The organism is Neisseria sp. DTU_2020_1000833_1_SI_GRL_NUU_006, assembly GCA_032388755.1.
In the GTDB taxonomy this organism is placed as follows: Bacteria; Pseudomonadota; Gammaproteobacteria; order Burkholderiales; family Neisseriaceae; genus Neisseria; species Neisseria sicca_C.
This window is the reverse complement of record CP135593.1, coordinates 2,052,464-2,071,569: the sequence shown is the minus strand read 5'-3', so window position 1 is coordinate 2,071,569 and position 19,106 is coordinate 2,052,464. Positions and strand designations below refer to the sequence as shown.

21 protein-coding genes and 2 pseudogenes are annotated in these 19,106 nt (G+C 48.1%); 19 read left to right on the top strand and 4 right to left on the bottom strand.

Going from position 1 to position 19,106, the window contains the following annotated elements; all coding sequences use genetic code 11:
• Positions 1–107: 107 nt before the first annotated feature.
• The 10 genes and pseudogenes from RSJ68_10140 (at position 108) to RSJ68_10095 (ending at position 5,589) form a co-directional block, all read left to right on the top strand.
• A complete protein-coding gene (locus tag RSJ68_10140) occupies positions 108–785 on the top strand; it encodes a polymorphic toxin-type HINT domain-containing protein (GenBank protein ID WNU96770.1) in 678 nt (225 codons plus the stop codon).
• Positions 786–790: 5 nt separating this feature from the next.
• Positions 791–1,168, top strand: a complete 378-nt coding sequence (locus RSJ68_10135) for an immunity 41 family protein (GenBank protein WNU96769.1) — start codon at positions 791–793, stop codon at positions 1,166–1,168.
• Positions 1,169–1,322: 154 nt separating this feature from the next.
• Complete coding sequence (locus tag RSJ68_10130) at positions 1,323–2,030, top strand: HINT domain-containing protein (protein WNU96768.1); 708 nt, start codon at positions 1,323–1,325, stop codon at positions 2,028–2,030.
• Positions 2,031–2,032: 2 nt separating this feature from the next.
• Positions 2,033–2,356, top strand: coding sequence for a ribonuclease E inhibitor RraB (locus RSJ68_10125; protein ID WNU96767.1), 324 nt, complete (start codon positions 2,033–2,035; stop codon positions 2,354–2,356).
• 151 nt (positions 2,357–2,507) lie between these two features.
• Positions 2,508–3,239: a polymorphic toxin-type HINT domain-containing protein gene (locus tag RSJ68_10120; protein WNU96766.1), complete on the top strand. Its 732-nt coding sequence runs from the start codon at positions 2,508–2,510 to the stop codon at positions 3,237–3,239.
• Positions 3,236–3,565, top strand: a complete 330-nt coding sequence (locus tag RSJ68_10115) for a hypothetical protein (GenBank protein WNU96765.1) — start codon at positions 3,236–3,238, stop codon at positions 3,563–3,565. Before RSJ68_10120 ends, RSJ68_10115 begins: the two co-directional genes overlap by 4 nt.
• 148 nt (positions 3,566–3,713) lie before the next feature.
• Positions 3,714–4,388, top strand: coding sequence for an HINT domain-containing protein (locus RSJ68_10110; protein WNU96764.1), 675 nt, complete (start codon positions 3,714–3,716; stop codon positions 4,386–4,388).
• Positions 4,366–4,647: a hypothetical protein gene (locus tag RSJ68_10105; protein WNU96763.1), complete on the top strand. Its 282-nt coding sequence runs from the start codon at positions 4,366–4,368 to the stop codon at positions 4,645–4,647. The genes RSJ68_10110 and RSJ68_10105 overlap by 23 nt, the downstream gene beginning before the upstream one ends.
• Positions 4,648–4,798: 151 nt before the next feature.
• Positions 4,799–5,246: pseudogene (locus RSJ68_10100) on the top strand (hypothetical protein).
• A 112-nt stretch (positions 5,247–5,358) separates the two neighbouring features.
• Complete coding sequence (locus RSJ68_10095; protein ID WNU96762.1) at positions 5,359–5,589, top strand: MafI family immunity protein; 231 nt, start codon at positions 5,359–5,361, stop codon at positions 5,587–5,589.
• 95 nt (positions 5,590–5,684) lie between these two features.
• Here RSJ68_10095 and yccS read toward each other — a convergent pair whose 3' ends face one another.
• Positions 5,685–7,832 (bottom strand): YccS family putative transporter, encoded by a 2,148-nt coding sequence (yccS, locus tag RSJ68_10090; GenBank protein WNU96761.1) that lies wholly within the window; start codon positions 7,830–7,832, stop codon positions 5,685–5,687.
• Between the two features lie 205 nt (positions 7,833–8,037).
• On the opposite strand from yccS, the gene RSJ68_10085 reads away from it, so the two are divergent.
• The 4 genes from RSJ68_10085 (at position 8,038) to RSJ68_10070 (ending at position 11,378) form a co-directional block, all read left to right on the top strand.
• Complete coding sequence (locus tag RSJ68_10085) at positions 8,038–8,232, top strand: hypothetical protein (protein WNU96760.1); 195 nt, start codon at positions 8,038–8,040, stop codon at positions 8,230–8,232.
• Between the two features lie 47 nt (positions 8,233–8,279).
• On the top strand, positions 8,280–9,200 hold the full coding sequence (pyrB, locus tag RSJ68_10080) for an aspartate carbamoyltransferase (protein WNU96759.1): 921 nt from the start codon (positions 8,280–8,282) through the stop codon (positions 9,198–9,200).
• A 9-nt stretch (positions 9,201–9,209) separates the two neighbouring features.
• The gene (gene pyrI, locus RSJ68_10075) at positions 9,210–9,668 is read left to right on the top strand and encodes an aspartate carbamoyltransferase regulatory subunit (GenBank protein WNU96758.1); all 459 of its coding nucleotides are present in this window, start codon (positions 9,210–9,212) and stop codon (positions 9,666–9,668) included.
• 297 nt (positions 9,669–9,965) lie between these two features.
• Positions 9,966–11,378 carry an OmpP1/FadL family transporter gene (locus RSJ68_10070; protein WNU96757.1) on the top strand — a complete coding sequence of 471 codons (1,413 nt, stop codon included), beginning with the start codon at positions 9,966–9,968 and terminating at the stop codon, positions 11,376–11,378.
• Between the two features lie 94 nt (positions 11,379–11,472).
• On the opposite strand, the gene RSJ68_10065 is transcribed toward RSJ68_10070, so the two are convergent.
• Positions 11,473–11,958: a dihydrofolate reductase gene (locus RSJ68_10065; GenBank protein WNU96756.1), complete on the bottom strand. Its 486-nt coding sequence runs from the start codon at positions 11,956–11,958 to the stop codon at positions 11,473–11,475.
• 210 nt (positions 11,959–12,168) lie between these two features.
• Between RSJ68_10065 and RSJ68_10060 the strand changes: the two genes are divergently transcribed.
• Complete coding sequence (locus RSJ68_10060) at positions 12,169–13,059, top strand: DegV family protein (GenBank protein WNU96755.1); 891 nt, start codon at positions 12,169–12,171, stop codon at positions 13,057–13,059.
• A 271-nt stretch (positions 13,060–13,330) separates the two neighbouring features.
• Here the strand turns inward: RSJ68_10060 and prfB are convergent, their stop codons facing one another.
• On the bottom strand, positions 13,331–14,434 hold the full coding sequence (gene prfB / locus RSJ68_10055) for a peptide chain release factor 2 (GenBank protein ID WNU96754.1): 1,104 nt from the start codon (positions 14,432–14,434) through the stop codon (positions 13,331–13,333).
• 894 nt (positions 14,435–15,328) lie between these two features.
• Between prfB and RSJ68_10050 the strand changes: the two genes are divergently transcribed.
• The 4 genes from RSJ68_10050 (at position 15,329) to RSJ68_10035 (ending at position 17,996) form a co-directional block, all read left to right on the top strand.
• The gene (locus RSJ68_10050; protein WNU96753.1) at positions 15,329–15,958 is read left to right on the top strand and encodes a lytic transglycosylase domain-containing protein; all 630 of its coding nucleotides are present in this window, start codon (positions 15,329–15,331) and stop codon (positions 15,956–15,958) included.
• A 199-nt stretch (positions 15,959–16,157) separates the two neighbouring features.
• A protein-coding gene (locus RSJ68_10045; protein WNU96752.1) for an IS630 family transposase occupies positions 16,158–17,005 on the top strand; the annotation gives its coding sequence in 2 pieces (ribosomal slippage) (positions 16,158–16,473 and positions 16,473–17,005; 849 coding nt in all).
• Positions 17,006–17,027: 22 nt separating this feature from the next.
• Positions 17,028–17,159, top strand: a complete 132-nt coding sequence (locus RSJ68_10040) for a hypothetical protein (protein WNU96751.1) — start codon at positions 17,028–17,030, stop codon at positions 17,157–17,159.
• 411 nt (positions 17,160–17,570) lie between these two features.
• Positions 17,571–17,996, top strand: a complete 426-nt coding sequence (locus tag RSJ68_10035) for a type II toxin-antitoxin system VapC family toxin (GenBank protein ID WNU96750.1) — start codon at positions 17,571–17,573, stop codon at positions 17,994–17,996.
• Positions 17,997–18,323: 327 nt separating this feature from the next.
• Here RSJ68_10035 and RSJ68_10030 read toward each other — a convergent pair.
• Positions 18,324–18,935 (bottom strand): annotated as a pseudogene (locus RSJ68_10030) (IS5 family transposase).
• Positions 18,936–19,106: the final 171 nt, after the last annotated feature.

Below are 19,106 nucleotides of genomic sequence, written 5' to 3'. Positions count from 1 at the left end.
CGTCTGAAACCGTGTTTAATTTTCAGACGACCTTTCCTTCATTTGAAACAGGATATTGAAAACTAAGTTCTTCAACATCCTACACCTGCTCCTTCCACGGCAGCACCTTGGTCAAAACGGCAGACGGCTACAAAGCCATTGCCCGTATCCGGGCCGGCGACCGCGTCTTTGCCAAGGACGAAGCAAGCGGAGAAACGGGATACAAACCCGTTACCGCCCAATACGGCAATCCGTATCAAGAAACCGTTTACATTGAAGTTTCAGACGGCCTCGGTAAAATACAGACCCTCGTTTCCAACCGTATCCACCCGTTTTATTCGGACGGCAAATGGATTAAAGCGGAAGATTTGAAAGCGGGAAGCAGGCTGTTTGCCGAAAACGGTGCAGGGCAGACCGTTCAGAGCGTTACCGTCAAACAAGAACCGCTGCAAGCCTACAATCTGACCGTTGCCGACTGGCATACTTACTTCGTTAAGGGCGATAAGGCGGAAACGGAAGGGGTTTGGGTTCATAATGAGTGTCCGCCAAGAAAAACACCATCTACCCCCGTATATCGGAATGATTCAGAAGCATATGCAGCAGCAAAGGAATTGGGATATAGAAAAATAAAAGAAAGAACGAGAAATGATGCTGCCATTTTTAAAAAAGGAAATAGTTATATCAGTCGCGATAAGGACGGACACAACGGAGGAGCTTGGAAAGAGGCATCTTCACCCGAAAAGCTGAACAAAAAAGAAACAAGAAATGGCACATTTGATAAAAATCTAAATCGTATTGGAGATTAATTATTATGTGTAAGTTAAACAACTTCAAAAGAAATATTCCTTGTTTTGAGGAATATGACGAAAATTCATTTATTGGCAAATGGTATGATGATGGGGTGTGGGATGATGAAGAATATTGGAAGTTGGAGAATGATTTAATTGAGGTTAGAAAAAAATATCCTTATCCAATGGATATACCAAGATATGTTGTAATTGGAATTTGTACCATTATTGATTTTTTAATGATTCCGAATTGGAAGGTTTTCGAAATTAAAGCTTCCCCTTGGCTATCTGATAGTGTAGAAATTAATGAACGTTATGAAAGATTCAGAACAATACTTCGTTATATTTTTACTGATATAGATATAGATAACATGAAATTTGATTATTTCAATAAAACATAGTACATAGTAAATGTAGATTGAGGTGAAAACCCAACAATCAAAAGGTCGTCTGAAACTGTGTTTAATTTTCAGACGACCTTTCCTTCATTTGAAACAGAATATTGAGAACTAAGTTCTTCAAAAATCCTACACCTGCTCCTTCCACGGCAGCACCTTGGTCAAAACGGCAGACGGCTACAAAGCCATTGCCCGCATCCGGGCCGGCGACCGCGTCTTCGCCAAGGACGAGGCAAGCGGAGAAACGGGATACAAACCCGTTACCGCCCAATACGGCAATCCGTATCAAGAAACCGTTTACATTGAAGTTTCAGACGGCCTCGGTAAAATACAAACCCTCGTTTCCAACCGTATCCACCCGTTTTATTCGGACGGCAAATGGATTAAAGCGGAAGATTTGAAAGCGGGAAGCAGGCTGTTTGCCGAAAACGGTGCGGAGCAGACCGTTCAAAGCGTTACCGTCAAACAAGAACCGCTGCAAGCCTACAATCTGACCGTTGCCGACTGGCATACTTACTTCGTCAAGGGTGATAAGGCGGAAACGGAAGGGGTTTGGGTTCATAATGCTTGTCCGTATGGAGAAAAATATAGGACAGAAGTTGGTTCTTATACTAATACTCATGAAAGTGGTCGAACTTATTCTGGAAAGGGCACAAGACAACGTTCCCAAATCTCTGGAGCAAGAGAAGCTAGGGTTAATAATGACCCTCATATAGCTACAGATTTTACTCCTGCCAAAAATAATCGAGAGGCATTCAAAGATGAATCTAGAAGAATTGATGCTCACGGTGGTTCTAAAAGTACCAATAATTACAATCGAATTGAAAGCCCGGGGAAAAAATATCGAAAACAAGATGGAGATTAAAAATGGTTGTTGACGAAAAATCTACTTCAGATGTACTGAAACAATATCAAGAACTAGGGTTTGATTTGACAAAATCGATGATAATAGAGTTTTTTATAGAGGGTTCTCAAAAGAATCTGCAATCAATAGAAAGTCAACTCATTTCTTATCGGCAAGATTTTCAAATCAGTATTGAGCAAAATGAATTCGGAGAAATGTGGACTTGCTATTGTTCCGTCAATATTATCCCTTCTCTTGAAAACATTTTAGCTATTGAAACTACGTTATTTGATATTGCACAAAAAAATGATTGTACTTATGAAGGTTTTGGTTCGTATGGGAACTAACAGAAAGTTGTAGGTTAGGTTGAAAAAACCAACAATCAAAAGGTCGTCTGAAACCGTGTTTAATTTTCAGACGACCTTTCCTTCATTTGAAACAGGATATTGAAAACTAAGTTCTTCAACATCCTACACCTGCTCCTTCCACGGCAGCACCTTGGTCAAAACGGCAGACGGCTACAAAGCCATTGCCCTCATCCGAGTCGGCGACCGCGTCTTTGCCAAGGACGAGGCAAGCGGGGAAACGGGATACAAACCCTTTACCGCCCAATACGGGAATCCGTATCAAGAAACCGTTTACATTGAAGTTTCAGACGGCCTCGGTAAAATACAGACCCTCGTTTCCAACCGTATCCACCCGTTTTATTCGGACGGCAAATGGATTAAAGCGGAAGATTTGAACGCGGGAAGCAGGCTGTTTGCCGAAAACGGTGCAGGGCAGACCGTTCAGAGCGTTCCCGTCAAACAAGAACCGCTGCAAGCCTACAATCTGACCGTTGCCGACTGGCATACTTACTTCGTCAAGGGCGATAAGGCGGAAACGGAAGGGGTTTGGGTTCATAATGATTGTCCGTATGGTAAAGGCAACCAACGATATAAAGACGCTTCTTATCATGGCAAAAATGATAATTCTGTGAAAAGTAGAGCACCAACAAACGGACAAGCAGCTCTTGATAATTCCGTTCAAGTTAAATCAACTTCTCCTCGAAGAGTTGGGGTTGATAAAGCCAATAATGAAATCGTTGTATTAGACAAAACTCAAACTTTTAATAACGGTTCTGCGGAATATCACGGGCATGTCAGAAGTTGGCAAGATTTGCATACCGATCAGAAAAATGCTTTAAAAAAAGCAGGATTAGTTAATTCAAAAGGAAAAATTAAAAAATGACTGATAAAAGTAAAACAGAAAAGTTGATTTCTTCTGATGATAAACAAAGTGTTATAGATGGCATTCTTGATATGGTATTTAATTCCAAAGCATATGAAGTACCGTGGATTTCTGAGAAATTGATGGAATTATCGAAAAATAAAGACTTGGATATTGCCGGATTATCGCTAACCTGTTTCGGACATCTCGCCAGGCTACATTCAAATATCGGTGATTACAATAAAGTTATTTCTTTACTACATTCAAAGCAAGATGATCCAGAGCTTCAAGGTAGGGCTGAAGATGCGTTAGAAGATATTTCTTTATTTTTATCTGAAAATCATTAGGAACCGTAGGTTGGGTTGAAAACCCAACAATCAAAAGGCCGTCTGAAACTGTGTTTGGCTTTTCAGACGACCTTTTCTTCATTTGAAACAGAATATTAGGAACTAGGTTCTTCAAGAATCCTATACCTGCTCCTTCCACGGCAGCACCTTGGTCAAAACGGCAGACGGCTACAAAGCCATTGCCCGTATCCGGGCCGGCGACCGCGTCTTCGCCAAGGACGAGGCAAGCGGGGAAACGGGATACAAACCCTTTACCGCCCAATACGGGAATCCGTATCAAGAAACCGTTTACATTGAAGTTTCAGACGGCCTCGGTAAAATACAGACCCTCGTTTCCAACCGTATCCACCCGTTTTATTCGGACGGCAAATGGATTAAAGCGGAAGATTTGAAAGCGGGAAGCAGGCTGTTTGCCGAAAACGGTGCAGGGCAGACCGTTCAGAGCGTTACCGTCAAACAAGAACCGCTGCAAGCCTACAATCTGACCGTTGCCGACTGGCATACTTACTTCGTCAAGGGCGATAAGGCGGAAACGGAAGGGGTTTGGGTTCATAATGAGTGTCCGACCAAACCAAAACCAACCAATCATGCCCAACAAAGAAAAGAAGAAGCTAAAAACGATTCTCATCGAAGTGTGGGAGTTTCCAATCGTGTCGTTCGCGAAGGAAAGCAATATTTAGATGCCGACACAGGAAACCATGTTTATGTAAAAGGAGATAAAGTGGTTATTCTAACTCCTGATGGAAGACAGGTAACTCAATTTAAGAACTCGAAAGCCAATACGTCAAAAAGGGTAAAAAATGGAAAATGGACACCAAAATAGTCGATCTCCCTTAGAAAAAAGAATTTTTTATCTGGAGCATTCGGGGCAGTATCTGATGATTTGCGCCCTATCAGATTACTCCCAAAATAAACATACTGTCGTTATGGCAAATTTTCTCTATCCAAATGAAAAAATGGATTGGAGAAATTTAGATAATTTATTCAATGAGTTGGTTTTAGAGGAATTACAGTCTTCATTTATGGATTGGTATCCGACTATTGAAGAGGCAATTAGCCATCATTTAGAAGACTTTTCGTAACAAGCATAAATCAAAGGTCGTCTGAAACTGCTTTTAATTTTCAGACGACCTTTCCTTCATTTGAAACAGGATATTGAGAACTGAGTTCTTCAAAAATCCTACACCTGCTCCTTCCACGGCAGCACCTTGGTTAAAACAGTAGAAGGCTACAATGAAAACATCAACAATTGTTTTTGGCGGATTTTTTATTACAGATAATGGGGAACGAATCCAAATCCCTATTTTAGAAAATCCTAACATTAAAGAAATAAATAACTTTTTTCTGTATCAAATTTTGAAAAAAAGCCGGAGTCCTTGTTTTCAGAATTATTCCTGAGCCTGAATTTGACAATACTGAATTAACTATCTATTTTGAAAAAGGATATTATTTACCAATAATTCAAACAATTTTAGAAGATGGAGATATTGAAGTAAAAAATCTTAAAACAGAAAATTGTAGTGGAAATACAATGGAAATTTTAGGAGACGTCTACCCTATTGAGCATATCTCTAAAAATATTTCTACAATTCAAGATGTAATTTCTGAATTTATTATGAAAAATAAAACCAATCACAATAATGATTTAATTGAAAAGTTCAACAATCAAAAGGTCGTCTGAAATTTTTTCAAATGCCCCTTCCTTCAATTGATATGGAATGTTTGGGTCTCAAACCAAGCTGCACACTTATCAATCCCAAATATAACCCTGTAAAATAATGAGTATTTGAAAGATGAAAACATTAGACGAACGAATAAAGAATTTAGGAAAATCTCTTGAAGATAGAATTGACGCTAATCTAATTGATGCCGCACTAGAGTACATTACTTTTTCAGAACGTTTGCTAGCTTTTGAAACGCTATGTGATTATATTGAAGATTTCAATATCCAGCTTACGGAAAAAGAATCCCAAGAAATCTCTTTTATTAATAAGGAATTTGGAATTGAAAGTACAACAGATTAATAAATATTAGGTCGGTTTAAAAACCCAACAATCAAAAGGTCGTCTGAAACCGTGTTTAATTTTCAGACGACTTTTCGTTTGCCTGCCGATTAATATCACGCGACCTGCGGGATGGCTTCGATGTCGTGCAGGCTGCGGTAGCAGGGGTCGAGCTGGTTGGCGATGAGGGTGAGCTGCCGGTGGAGGATGTGGCTTTGACGTTCGTCGCCTGCCTCTGTTTGTAAGGCTTCCAAGTCGGTTCGGATTTGGGAGAGGGTCGTCTGAAAATCTTGTTCGCCGGTTTGCGGGAGGCGTTCGAGCAGGTCGGCGATGCGGTAGCCGCTTTGGTAGAACTTGCGGACGAAGTCGGGACTGCACGCGCCGTCCATTTCGCTGCGGTATGCGCCGAGTGCGGAGATGTAGCCGGTCAGGGCGTAGCTGGTTTTGAGGAGGGTGAAGCCGCTTTGCAGGTTGTTGCCGTATTTTTTGGGTTCGCTGCTCATGTCGGATAGGGTGCTGCTGAGGGTGGCGGTGCGTTCGTGGGCTTGGCGGCGGACGATGCGGTATTCGACGTCGTCGGCGATGCCGTATTGGAGCTGGTCGAGGATTTTTCTGAGGTAGGCGCCGTTGCCGCCGACGGTTTGGGCGGCGGTTTTTTCGAGGGTGAGGTAACGCCAGTCCGGCCAGAGGTAGGTGACGGCTGCCCATGCGAGGACGGAGCCGACGATGGTGTCGATGATGCGGACGGGCATGGCGGCATAGACGTCCAGCCCGGCGAGGGAGAAGCTGGTGAGGGCTTGAATGGTGATGAAGAAGGTGGAGAAGCTGTATTTGTAGCTTCGGGTCATGAAAAACAGGGTGGTGCTGGCGATGACGATCCAGAGTTTGGTTTCGACGGACGGGGTGAAATAAGGCACGAGGGAGCCGACGATGACGCCGAGTATGGTGCCGGCGATGCGTTGGTACACGCGGCTTTTGGTGGCGGTGTAGTTGGGTTGGCAGACGAAAACGGCGGTCAGGAGTATCCAGTAGCCGAGGTTAAGATGGAGGATTTCGACGATGATGCAGGAGGCGGCAACGAGGATGGAGAGGCGCGTGGCGTGGCGGAAAACGCCGGACTCGAAGTTGAGCTGGCTGCGGACGGTCTGCCAAACGTTTTTCAGGCTGCTGTTTTCGAGGGCGGCGATGCGGGTGTCGCTGCTGTTGTCGTTTTCGGCGGGGGAATCGCTGTGTTGGAGCTGGCGCAGTTGGTGGTCGACGCTGCCGAGGTTGTCGAGCAGGCGGCGGATGTGGTGGATGTTGCGGCTTTCGGGGTGGTCGTCGGTGTAGTGCGAGAGGGATTGGCGGCAGCCTTCCATCGCGCGTCCGAGGCGTTTGCTGTATGTGTAGTCTTTGCCGTTCCTCAGGGCGGCGGCAACGTTGCGGCACGCCTGCCCCTGCATTTCGAGCAGGCGGCGGATGCGGAAGATGAGGTCGGTGTTTTTGAGGGTGTCGGTCAGCTCGGTGTAGTCGGCGTGGGCGGAGCTGACGCGTTCGTGTATGTCTTGGGCGGTGAAGTAGTAGCGCAGCATTTTGGCGGTGCGCGGGTGGCGGTGTTTGCCACGCAGGCGGTAAAACAGGGCGGCGCGGCATTGGTTGAAGGCGGTGATGACGCCGGTGTTGCTCATGGCGAGGTCGATTTGGCGGTTGCCGAGCCAGGCGGCTTCGTCGGGATCGAAAAAGTCGGCTTTGGCGTCAAAATACCCGCCGAGCGCTTCGTAGGCGTTGGCGACGCTTTCTTGGACGGGGCGGTGCGGGAGGATGATTTGGAAAACGAGTGTGCAGGTGCTGTATAACACGGTCCCGAGCAGAATCATGACGGGATTGGTCAGCCAGAAGGTTTCGGGGGTGTAGGTGAGCGTGGTGTAGGTGGCGACGGCAAGTGCGCCGAAGGCGAAGGTGCGGTATTTCAGCCCGACCGCGCCCAAAATGGTAAAGCCGAACGTCATCAGGGTCATGGCGAGGATGAAGGGCAGGCCGGTGCCGAGCGTGCTTTGGGCGACGAGCGACGAGAGGGTGAACAGGGCGACGGTGATGATGATGTTTTTCAGACGACCTGTCAGGCGGTTGTCCAAATCGACGAGGCCGCCCGCGATGATGCCGAGCACGAAAGGCATGGCGAGCTTGGGCGTGCCGAACCGCCAGACGAGGGTTGCGGCGATAAAGACGCTGGCGAAGACGGGCAGCGAGGTGATGATGAGGGGTTTGAGCGGCGGGAGTTTCATCGTATTGGGCGCGGCTTTAAATGGGAATGGTTTGATTATAGTGGCTTAACTTTAAACCAGTACGGCGTTGCCTCGCCTTGCCGTACTATCTGTACTGTCTGCGGCTTCGTCGCCTTGTCCTGATTTAAATTTAATCCACTATATCACTATATTATGAATGAAATGAAACGGTATTCTAACAGGATTTTGGAGCGGGACGGGGGCTATGGGGTCGTCTGAAAGCGCAAACTGTCGCCATTTTCAGACGACCCCTTTGCGCGAAAATCCGCAGCCTAGCCCCGTCAAATATGCGATAATACCGCCACCTCAAACCGATTTCAGACGACCCATGCGCCTCAACACCCGCCCCGCCCGTTTTGCCCGTACCGCATGCCGCGGCGCGTTCGTCGTTGTTTCGTAAAACCCCGCTTTTGCGGGGTTTTTGCCGAATTGAAGAAAGGAAGCCGAATGCCCAACCCGCTTTACCGACAACACGTCATTTCTATTTCCGACCTGACGACCGAACAGCTCGAGCTGCTCCTGCAAACCGCCCTCAAGCTCAAAGCCGACCCGCGCGACGACCTGCTCGAAGGCAAACTCATCGGCTCATGTTTTTTCGAACCTTCCACCCGCACGCGCCTGTCGTTTGAAACCGCCGTACAACGCTTGGGCGGCAAAGTCATCGGCTTTTCCGACGGCGCGAACACCAGCGCGAAAAAAGGCGAAACCCTCGCCGACACCGCCCGCATCATCTCCAGCTACACCGACGCCATCATCCAACGCCACCCCAAAGACGGCGCCGCGCGCGTGTCCACCGAGTTTTCCAAAGTCCCCGTCATCAACGCCGGCGACGGCACCAACCAACACCCCAGCCAAACCCTGCTCGACCTCGTGACCATCTACGAAACCCAAGGTCGTCTGAACAAGCTCAAAATCGCCATGGCGGGCGACCTCAAATACGGCCGCACCGTCCACTCCCTCTGCCAAGCCCTCAAACGCTGGGACTGCGAATTCGCTTTCGTCTCCCCGCCCAGCCTTGCCATGCCTGAATACATCACCGAAGAACTCGAAGCCGCAGGCTGCCGTTACCAAATCCTGCCCGACCTCGAAGCCGCCGTCGAATGGGCGGACATCCTATACATGACCCGCGTCCAGCGCGAACGCTTCGACGAACAAGAGTTCGCCAAAATCCAAGGTAAATTCAACCTCAACGCCGCCATGCTTGCCAACGCCCGCCCCAACCTGCGCGTGTTGCACCCCCTGCCGCGCGTTGACGAAATCCACCCCGACGTCGATGCCACGCCGCACGCCTACTATTTCGAGCAGGCGACCAACGGCGTTTACGCCCGCATGGCGATTTTATCGCTGGTGTTGAACGAAGAAGTATAAGGAGCAAATATGGAAACCCCCAAACTCAGCGTCGAAGCCATCGAAAAAGGCACCGTCATCGACCACATCCCCGCCGGCAAAGGCCTGATTATCCTGCGCCAATTCAAACTGCTGCACTACGGCAGCGCCGTCACCGTCGGCTTCAACCTGCCCAGCAAAACCCAAGGCAGCAAAGACATCATCAAAATCACCGGCGTCTGGCTGGACGACAACGCCGCCAACCGCCTCGCCCTCTTCGCCCCCGAAGCCGTCGTCAACACCATCGACCACTTCAAAGTCATCAACAAACGCCGGCTCACCCTGCCCGACGAAATCGCCGAAGTGTTCCGCTGCCCGAACACCAACTGTGCCAGCCACGGCGAGCCGGTGAAAAGCCGCTTCTACGTCCGCAAACAAAGCGGGCAGACCAAGCTCAAATGCCACTACTGCGAAAAAACCTTCAGCCGCGATTCCGTAGCGGAGGCTTAGTTTTAACTAAGGCCGGACCGGCATGAATGCAAAAGGTCGTCTGAAAACTTGAAAATCAGGTTTTCAGACGACCTTTTTACATTTGGGAAGTGTTGTCGGTTTCACAACAAACGATAATTCAAAGGCATGAAAGAGAAATGACTTCCCTGCAACAATCGAATAGGATTAAAACCGTGCAAAGAATCGAAAAGATTAGGCAAAAACGGTAAGGTGGTATAGAATCGAGCACCTATACTAATCGGATAGAGGCGTTTGTTTCAGACGACCTCTTTATTATTTGCACGCAGGTATAAGAAAATGACGAACTCACCTATTAAACAAACCGTAATCTTACTCAGCGCAGTCTTCTTTTCCGGCGCAGTCCACGCTTCGGGCTACCATTTCGGTACGCAGTCGGTCAACGCGCAAGGCACTGCCAACTCTTCCGGCGCGGAAGCCGCCGACGCATCGACCATCTTCTACAACCCCGCCGGTCTGTCCAAACTCGACAGCAGCCAAGTTTCCGTCAACGCCAACATCGTCCTCCCCAGCATCCACTACGAAGCCGATTCCGCACAATACTATCAAGGCGGCGATGTTTCCGGCTCGAAAAGCGGCAAAATCACCAAAACCACCGTCGTTCCGCACCTCTACGGCGCATACAAAGTCAATGACGACGTAACTTTGGGCTTGGGCGTTTACGTCCCTTTCGGCTCTGTCACCGAATACGAAAAAGATTCCGTGCTGCGCCACAACATCAACAAACTCGGCCTTACCAGCATCGACATCGAGCCGGTCGTCGCTTGGAAAGCCAATGAAAATCATGCTTTCGGTGCCGGCCTGATCGCCCAATATTCCAAAGCCGAATTGCGCAAATATTCCGACTGGGATGCCTCCGGCGCTATTAGCCAACTCGCCAGCGGCCTTGCTTCACGCGCCGCCGGCCGCCCTGTCTCCGTCAGTGCGCAAGGCAAATCTGACGGACACGCCGAAGTTAAAGGCCACGACTGGGGCTTCGGCTATCAACTTGCCTGGATGTGGGACATCAATGACCGCGCACGGGTCGGCGTGAACTACCGCTCCAAAGTATCACACACCCTCAAAGGCTCGGCAGAATGGGAAGCCGACGGCGCATACGCCCGTCGCGCTTGGGATTTGGGCGCGCTTGCCGCCCGCGGTTACGTTCCGCGTGAAAAAGCAAGCGTCAAAATCGTAACGCCCGAATCCTTGTCCGTTCACGGCATGTACAAAGCCACCGACAAATTCAACCTGTTCAGCGATGTAACTTGGACGCGCCACAGCCGCTTCAACAAAGCGGAACTGGTTTTTGAAAACACCAAAAACGTCGTCAACGGCAAATCCGACCGCACCGTCATCACCCCCAACTGGCGCAACACTTACAAAGTCGCGCTCGGCGGTTCTTACCAAGTGACCGACCCGCTGCAACTGCGCGCAGGCATCGCCTTTGACCGCTCGCCCGTCAAAAACGCCGGCTACCGCATGAACAGCCTGCCCGACGGCAACCGCATCTGGTTCTCGCTCGGCGCGAAATACCATATCGGCAAAAACCACGTCCTCGATGCCGCTTACAGCCACATCCACATCAACGACACCCGCTACCACACCGCCCGCGCCACCGGCAGCGATGTGGACAGCAAAGGCGCATCCAGCGCGCACTTCAAAAACCACGCCGACATCATCGGCCTGCAATACACTTACAAATTCAAGTAAGCCGTTTGGCGCCGACATCAAAAGGTCGTCTGAAAACCGATATCTAGGTTTTCAGACGACCTTTTTTAATATACGGATTCAAAGAAATGCTTGGTCAACGGCGGACATAGTGGACAAAGGCGTATCCGATACCTTTCGCGCTTATGTGTGTTTCACGCAACTGCTCTTTCCATTCATCCGATGAAAATTCAGGGAAAAAAGCGTCTCCGGATACATCGAGCGACACCTCGGTCAGGCGCAAATCGGTCGCATACGGCAGGGCTTGGGCGTAAATCTGTGCGCCGCCCATGATAATGATTTCTTCGGCATCCGCACACAATGCCAATGCTTCTTCCAGCTCGGAAACGGTTTCCGCCCCTTCGGCAAGATAATCCGACTGATGGGTAATAACGATATTGCGGCGGCCGGGTAAGGGTTTCTTAGGCAGGGATTCCCATGTTTTACGCCCCATGACGACCGGTTTGCCCGTGGTATAGGTTTTGAAGAAGGCAAAGTCTTCGGGCAGATGCCAAGGCATGGTATTGTTGATGCCGATACAACGGTGGGCGGCATAAGCGGCAATCAGAGTGATTTTTTGCATGAGCATCCTTGTTTGAGGCTGAAAGCCAGTATTGTAAACGATATGGCGTATGGAGCGGTTTTCTTCCTGGCATCCTAAAATATGACTTGAGGTAATAATCATATAGACAATAATAAACATACCGTTTATCATTTAAACATACCGTTTGTCTTAACGGTTAAATCATATTAAGGGATAGATTTTCATTGTCGGATATTCGAGGGAGAAAGTATGCCGGGTTCTTATGCATTGTACCGCTGTGCGGTTTTATCGACATCCAGCGGTTCAGTTGACAGTATGGCCGGACGCGACAGCACCATACATATTCTGCATTTAAACATTTCGTTTAATCATCAATGGCATGCAGACGGTTCAGATGTGAACAACAAAGAATATTGCGAATGGCGCACCAATCATCTGGATGACCCGATCAGCACGCTGCCGCCTTGCGAAGACGAATTGTTCAAAACATTCAATTATCTGGTGGAGCAGGGCTATCACGAAGTCATCGTTACGACGTTGAGTCACAAATTGAGCGACTCGGCGGATGTTATCCGCAAAATGGCGGCGCAGTTTCCACAATTGAAAATCCATGTTATCGACACAGGTACCTGCTGTATGCCGGAAGGCTTTTTCGCCATGGAGGCGGAACGGCTGCTTCGGGCAGGCCTGCCTCCCAAAACGGTCGTCTCACACTTGGAAAGCCTCAAGCCTTATTGCCACATCGTATTCGGACTTTCTTCGCTCAAGTCCCTTTCTTTGGGCGGCACGCTTTCCCGCGTCGGCGCGTCTTTCGGCGATTGGCTCGGATTGCGTAACGTCCTGCACTTTTCGCAAGACAATTTGGAACGCTTAGAAACCGTTACCGACGATGTCAAAATGTTTGATTCCATTATTGCCAATACCGTCAGCCTGATGAACGACAAGCCGAAAGACCAATTTATCCTCGGCGGCCTATACAGCGGCGACGAAGAACGCTACCGGCTTTTTGCCGAACGTTTTTTTGAAAAAACCGGAAGGCGGCTCGGGCAGGGCGTACCAGTATCACCCGTTGTCGCTGCGCACGTCGGCATCTGCGGGGTCGGCGTGGGTATGGTGGAACGCATTGCCGCCCCTGCCTGAAAATTTCAAAGCAAAGCCATACCATTAAAGGCTATGGGTATTGCTCATTTGAATTGACGGCAAAAGGTCGTCTGAAAACCAAAATCTCTGGTTTTCAGACGACCTGATGATTAAATTGATGTCGGTTGGAAATCATCTGAATATTCAGTGCGGGCTTTGCTAAAAGCCTGCCATGACTTTGTGTCAGGGATAATTTGACGGGTAGGAAACAAAAAGGTCGTCTGAAAACCATGAATCTTGGTTTTCAGACGACCTTTTCACATTTTGAGTTTTACACGCCTTGTTTCAGGCTGGCTTCGATGAAGCCGTCCAAATCGCCGTCCAATACGGCTTTGGTGTTGCCGACTTCGTAGCCTGTACGCAAGTCTTTGATGCGCGAGGAGTCCAAGACGTATGAGCGGATTTGGCTGCCCCAACCCACATCGGACTTGCCTTCTTCCAACGCCTGTTTCTCTTCGTTGCGCTTGCGCATTTCCAATTCATACAGTTTGGATTTCAACATTTCCATCGCGGCGGCTTTGTTGGCGTGTTGCGAACGGTCGTTTTGACACTGCACCACAATCCCTGTCGGCTCGTGTGTAATACGCACGGCGGAGTCGGTTTTGTTGATGTGCTGGCCGCCCGCGCCCGATGCGCGATAGGTGTCGATGCGCAAATCGGCGGGGTTGATTTCGATTTCGATAGAATCGTCGATTTCGGGGTACACGAACACGGATGAGAACGACGTATGGCGTTTGTTGTTCGAGTCAAACGGCGAGTAACGAACCAAGCGGTGAACGCCGGTTTCGGTGCGCAGCAAGCCGTAGGCGTATTCGCCTTCCACGCGGATGGTGGCGCGGTTGATGCCCGCGATTTCGCCGTCGTCTTCTTCGAGGATTTCGATTTTGAAGCCTTTGCGCTCGGCGTAGCGGCTGTACATGCGGAACAGCATACCGGCCCAGTCTTCCGCTTCCGTACCGCCCGCGCCTGCGGTGATGTCGATAAAGCAGTTGTTCGGGTCGGCGGGCTGGTTGAACATCCGTTTGAACTCCAAATCCGCCATCTGCTTTTCCAGTCCCGCCACGTCTTCCTGTACGGCGGCGAAACCTTCTTCGTCGTTTTCTTCGACGGCCATTTCAATCAGCATGCGGTTGTCTTCGATGCCCATCGCGATGTTGTCGAGCGTCAACACGATGCCTTCGAGGATTTTGCGCTCTTTGCCGATTTCTTGGGCGCGTTTCGGGTCGTTCCACAGCTCAGGGTCTTCGGAAAGGCCGATGACTTCTTCCAATCGGTCTTTCTTGCCCTGATAGTCCATATAGACGCGGATGTCTTCGCTGCGCTTTTCCAAATCGTTCAGGGTGTTGTTGATCTGGTTGATTACTTCGGCTTCCATGATTCTTGTGTGCTTTCAAAATTTTAGGGGCGTATTGTAAGGGATTTGCGGGCTTTTTTCTATGATAAAGGTCGTCTGAAAACCTGAATCTCAAGTTTTCAGACGACCTTTATGACAAAAGACTTAAATATAAAAACTAACCCATTTTTTTAAATAGAAGTGAAGTCTGCACATACCATCACATACTATTTATTTCAATGTGTTTCAGTCACAAAATGGACACACCCTAAAGAACGAAAATCCAAGCAATCTAACTTTCAGTTTGCTAGATTTTCGTTTTTTGTTTTCAAAATGGAAAAATTGTAGCTAATGAAAATATTCAAATTATTATTCCTATTGATAGTTTTTATAACTAACACAATTGTAATTGTCATACAGCATGAAATTATTTCCAAACAAGAAAATATGTTGTTACAGCAACGAATGGAAATTCATATGTTAAAGGCTCAGATTAACCTTATGGACCAAGCCATTGTAATGAATAATATGATCATTAACGACAAAGTCATTTCTTTAAAAACAAACAATTAATTATATTTGTCAATAACTTATGTAATGCTGCCTTAAAAGGCGGCATTTTTGTATAGTAGGAGTGCAAGATGTCCCTTAATCAGATATTCCGGATGAACAGAACAATCCACAATGAACAGCCCAAAGGTTGGAACGGTTCGCATCTTCTTAAATGTACGCATTCATTAAATAGCCGTTCTCGGATTGATTACTTGATGTACTGCAATCTGTTGAAAACTATGTCTGACGGTCGTTTGAAAGTGTATGTTTATGGAACACGGTATCACTTAATTGAGGGCGGCCGTATCCGTTATGTAAATGATTGGCAGGCGTCTCCTGCCGAGAAATGGGATGTGAAAAAAATATGAAAAAAATATGAAAAAAATGATGAGACTAACTGCCTCGCTCTTTGTTATCTGCCATTCATCGGCGTTTGCCGCTGCCGCATACCCGCAATATGAGGCTTTGGTTGAAAAACATTCCGCTGCACAAAGGCTAGACACGAATTTGGTTTGGGCGGTTATGGGACGTGAAAGTAGTGGCAACCGTTATGCACTGTCTAACAAAAATGCACGGGGTCTGTTACAGGTTATTCCACCAACGGCAGCACGGATGGGGGTCAATCCCAAGCATTCGTACGACCCCGAGCAGAACATCATCGCAGGTACACGTTACCTGCGTTTTTTATGTAACCACTTCCCTGACAAATCCAGTCACGGCTGTAATCTTGATTTGGTGCTTGCCGGATACAACGCGGGTGAAGGGGCGGTTAGGAAATATGGTGGTATTCCGCCTTATCGGGAAACTCAACATTATGTCCGTAACGTCAAAGCGCGTTACGCCCGCTTGAGCGGTAATCCTGAGATTTTGGCATCCGAGTCGCCCCGGTCTTTCAAAGCCAAGCCCATACCTGCCATTTCACATTCCGACAAGTCGTCTGAAAACGCTGTCAAGGTGGTGGCGCAAACCTCCGTCAAGCGTTATGCGGATTGGGATGTTTTCCAAGAATTTTGAATTTTCCCTTGGGGTAATGCTTCCGGCTCTATGCCGGTTTTTTTATATCTTTTTTATAAGGAAGTAGAAATGAATACTGTTCAATCAACTGCGTATTCTGATAAACGTTTGAATTGCTGGAAAAAGGTTTTTCTTGCATCCACTGTGTTATAGTCAATTAAAAATAAAATAGTAAATACTCAACTTTGAAGGTCTAACCATGGCATACTCTACGGACTTGAGAAACAAAGCTTTAAACTATTACGAACAATGCAAAAACATCAGCCAAACCGCAGCAGCGTTTAACTTGTCGAGAAACACGCTTTACCTGTGGATTCGCCTTAAAAAACAAACGGGCAGCCTAAAACATCAAGTTACCGGTCTAAATGCCGTTAAATTGGATAGGCAAAAACCGGCTCAATATGTTGGGCAACACCCGGATGCCTATCTGCATGAAATCGCCAAACATTTTGATTGTACGGCAGCCGCCGTTTGCTATGCACTCAAACAGATGGGGATGACGCGCAAAAAAAGACCACCACTTACAAAGAACAAGATCCGGCCAAAGTAACGCATTATTTGACACAGCCGGCCGAATTTTCCGACTACCAACGTGTTTATTTGGATGAAACAGGATTTGACCGCTACCTGTTCCGTCCCTATGCCCGCAGCCTGAAAGGGCAAATAGTGAAAGCGCAGATAAGTGGAAAAAGATACCGACGCTTATCTCCGGTGTCCGCACAAGTCGGCAACCGGCTGATTGCTCCGATGGTTTATCAAAATACGATGACCGGAGTCTTTTTTGAAGCGTGGTTTCGGCAATGCCTACTTCCCGCATTGACTCAAAAACCGGTGATTATTTTAGGTAATGCGCGATTTCACCGTATGGGTGTCTTACGGGAAATGGCGGAAAAATGGGGACATAAGGTATTGCCTCTTGCACCTTATTCGCCTGAGCTCAACCCGATTGGGAAGGTGTGGGAGAATATTAAGCGGTATCTGCGAACCGTATTGTCTGATTACGCCCGATTTGACGATGCGCTACTGTCCTATTTTGATTTTAATTGACTATAAAACGGAAGCGAAGCTTATGCAGGACATTGCCGTTGCGGCAGCCGGTCGATCCATTGTCGGAGAAACATCAGTGGAACGCAGCAATACCCAATCGGCAGAAAAACCTTCCCTGTATCAAGAACACGGGGATGACAGATTGACGCGGTAGTTTTGAATCCGTACATACGACAAACCATATTTGCAGAAGCCATACGACAACCCGGCCGCAACACTCGAAACGGTGCTGAGGCCGGGCTTTTTGGTTTGTAGGAAATATCCGCCTCGCTTGCTATCAATTTTTAAAAATGATAGCATTTAACAGTATTCAAACAACCTCGAAAGGAACGGATATGCCTTCCATTACAGTCAGAAACCTATCCGAAGAGACCCATCGAGCCCTTAAAGCACGCGCATTAGCCGCCGGTCGGAGTACGGAAGCCGAAATACGGCTGATACTGGATCAAGCTGCACGCCCCAAACAACGTGTCCGTCTTGGTTCACTGTTATCCGATATTGGTCGAGAAGCAGGAGGTGTGGATTTAGACATAGAACGGAAAGAGCAAACTGAGGTACGGTTCTAATGATTCTGCTGGACACCAATATCATTTCCGAACCGCTCCGCCCCAAGCCTGACTCTGCTGTCATCGCTTGGTTGGACAGACAACCGGTGGAAACACTATATCTTTCCAGCATTACCGTGGCGGAACTGCGTTTCGGCATCGCCATCCTTCCTGAAGGCGGAAAAAAACGGCTGTTGTTGGAAAAACTGGAAGAAACAGTATTACCTGTATTTTCAGACCGTATTTTGGATTTTGACATCGAAGCTGCCATTGCGTATGCCGAAGTCCGTGCAACAGCGCGAGAGGCAGGATTCTCCGTTGCGGCGGCAGACGGCTATATTGCGGCCATCGCCCGTTACCACCATATGACAGTTGCTACCCGAGATACGACTCCGTTTGCCGCAGCCGGATTAAAAGTCATCAACCCGTTTCTAGGTGATAAATAGGCCGAGACCTTTGCAAAATTCCTTTTTCCCCCGACAACCGAAACCCCAACACACAGGTTTTCGGCTGTTTCCGCCCCCAATCACTCCTGATTCTACCCAAACACCCCCTTAATCCTCCCCGGACGTCCCATAATCAGGCATCTGGGTTACCTTTTAGGCGGCAACAAGCACACTTAGCCTGAGACCTTTGCAAAAAAGCCCTTCCTTCGACAGCCGAAACCCAAACACAGGTTTTCGTCTATTTCCGCCCCTAATTGCTCCTGATTTTACCCAAATGCCCCCTTAATCCTCCCCGGATACCCGATAATCAGGCATCCGGGCCGCCTTTTAGGCGGCAACAGGCACACTTAGCCTGTTGGCCGCTTTCAACAGGTTCAAACACATCGCCTTCAGATGGCTTTGCGCACTCACTTTGAGCAGACCAAAATAGGCTGCCCGGGCGTAGCGGAATTTACGGTGCAGCGTACCGAAGCTTTGTTCGACCACATAACGGGTCTTCGACAAATATCGGTTGCGTTTGGTTTGCGCTTCCGTCAGCGGACGGTTGCGGTGGGCTTTGCGCATAATGCCGTCTAACAACTGATGCTCTTTCAGATGTTGCCGGTTTTCCTTGCTGTCGTAGCCTTTGTCGGCATAGACGGTCGTACCTTCGGCAATGCCTTCCAACAAAGGGGACAGATGGTTGCATTCATGGGTATTGGCGGGAGTGATGTGCAGTTTCTCGATATAGCCTTCCTCATCGGTACGGGTATGTTGTTTGTAACCGAGTTTGTAGAGGCCGTTTTTCTTTGTCCGGCGGGCATCGCTGTCTTTACTCGGTGTGGTTTGTCCGCTGACTTGTCCTTCTTCATCGACTTCTATGGCCTGACGCTGTTTGCTGCCGGCGGTCTGAATAATGGTGGCGTCAATGACGGCGGCGGATGCTTTCTCTACTTTTAGGTTTTTTGTGTCTAAATTATCAGAACTATAACATCAAATACTATTTGACTAAGTTTCTATCAAATTGAGCCATAAATTCAGGAATAAAAATTTAAAGTAGCTCCTTTTCCGTTCCCTTATCTAGGTTACAGTTAGTTATCTAAGTTTTGTGTGTTAGGCATAGTTACTATA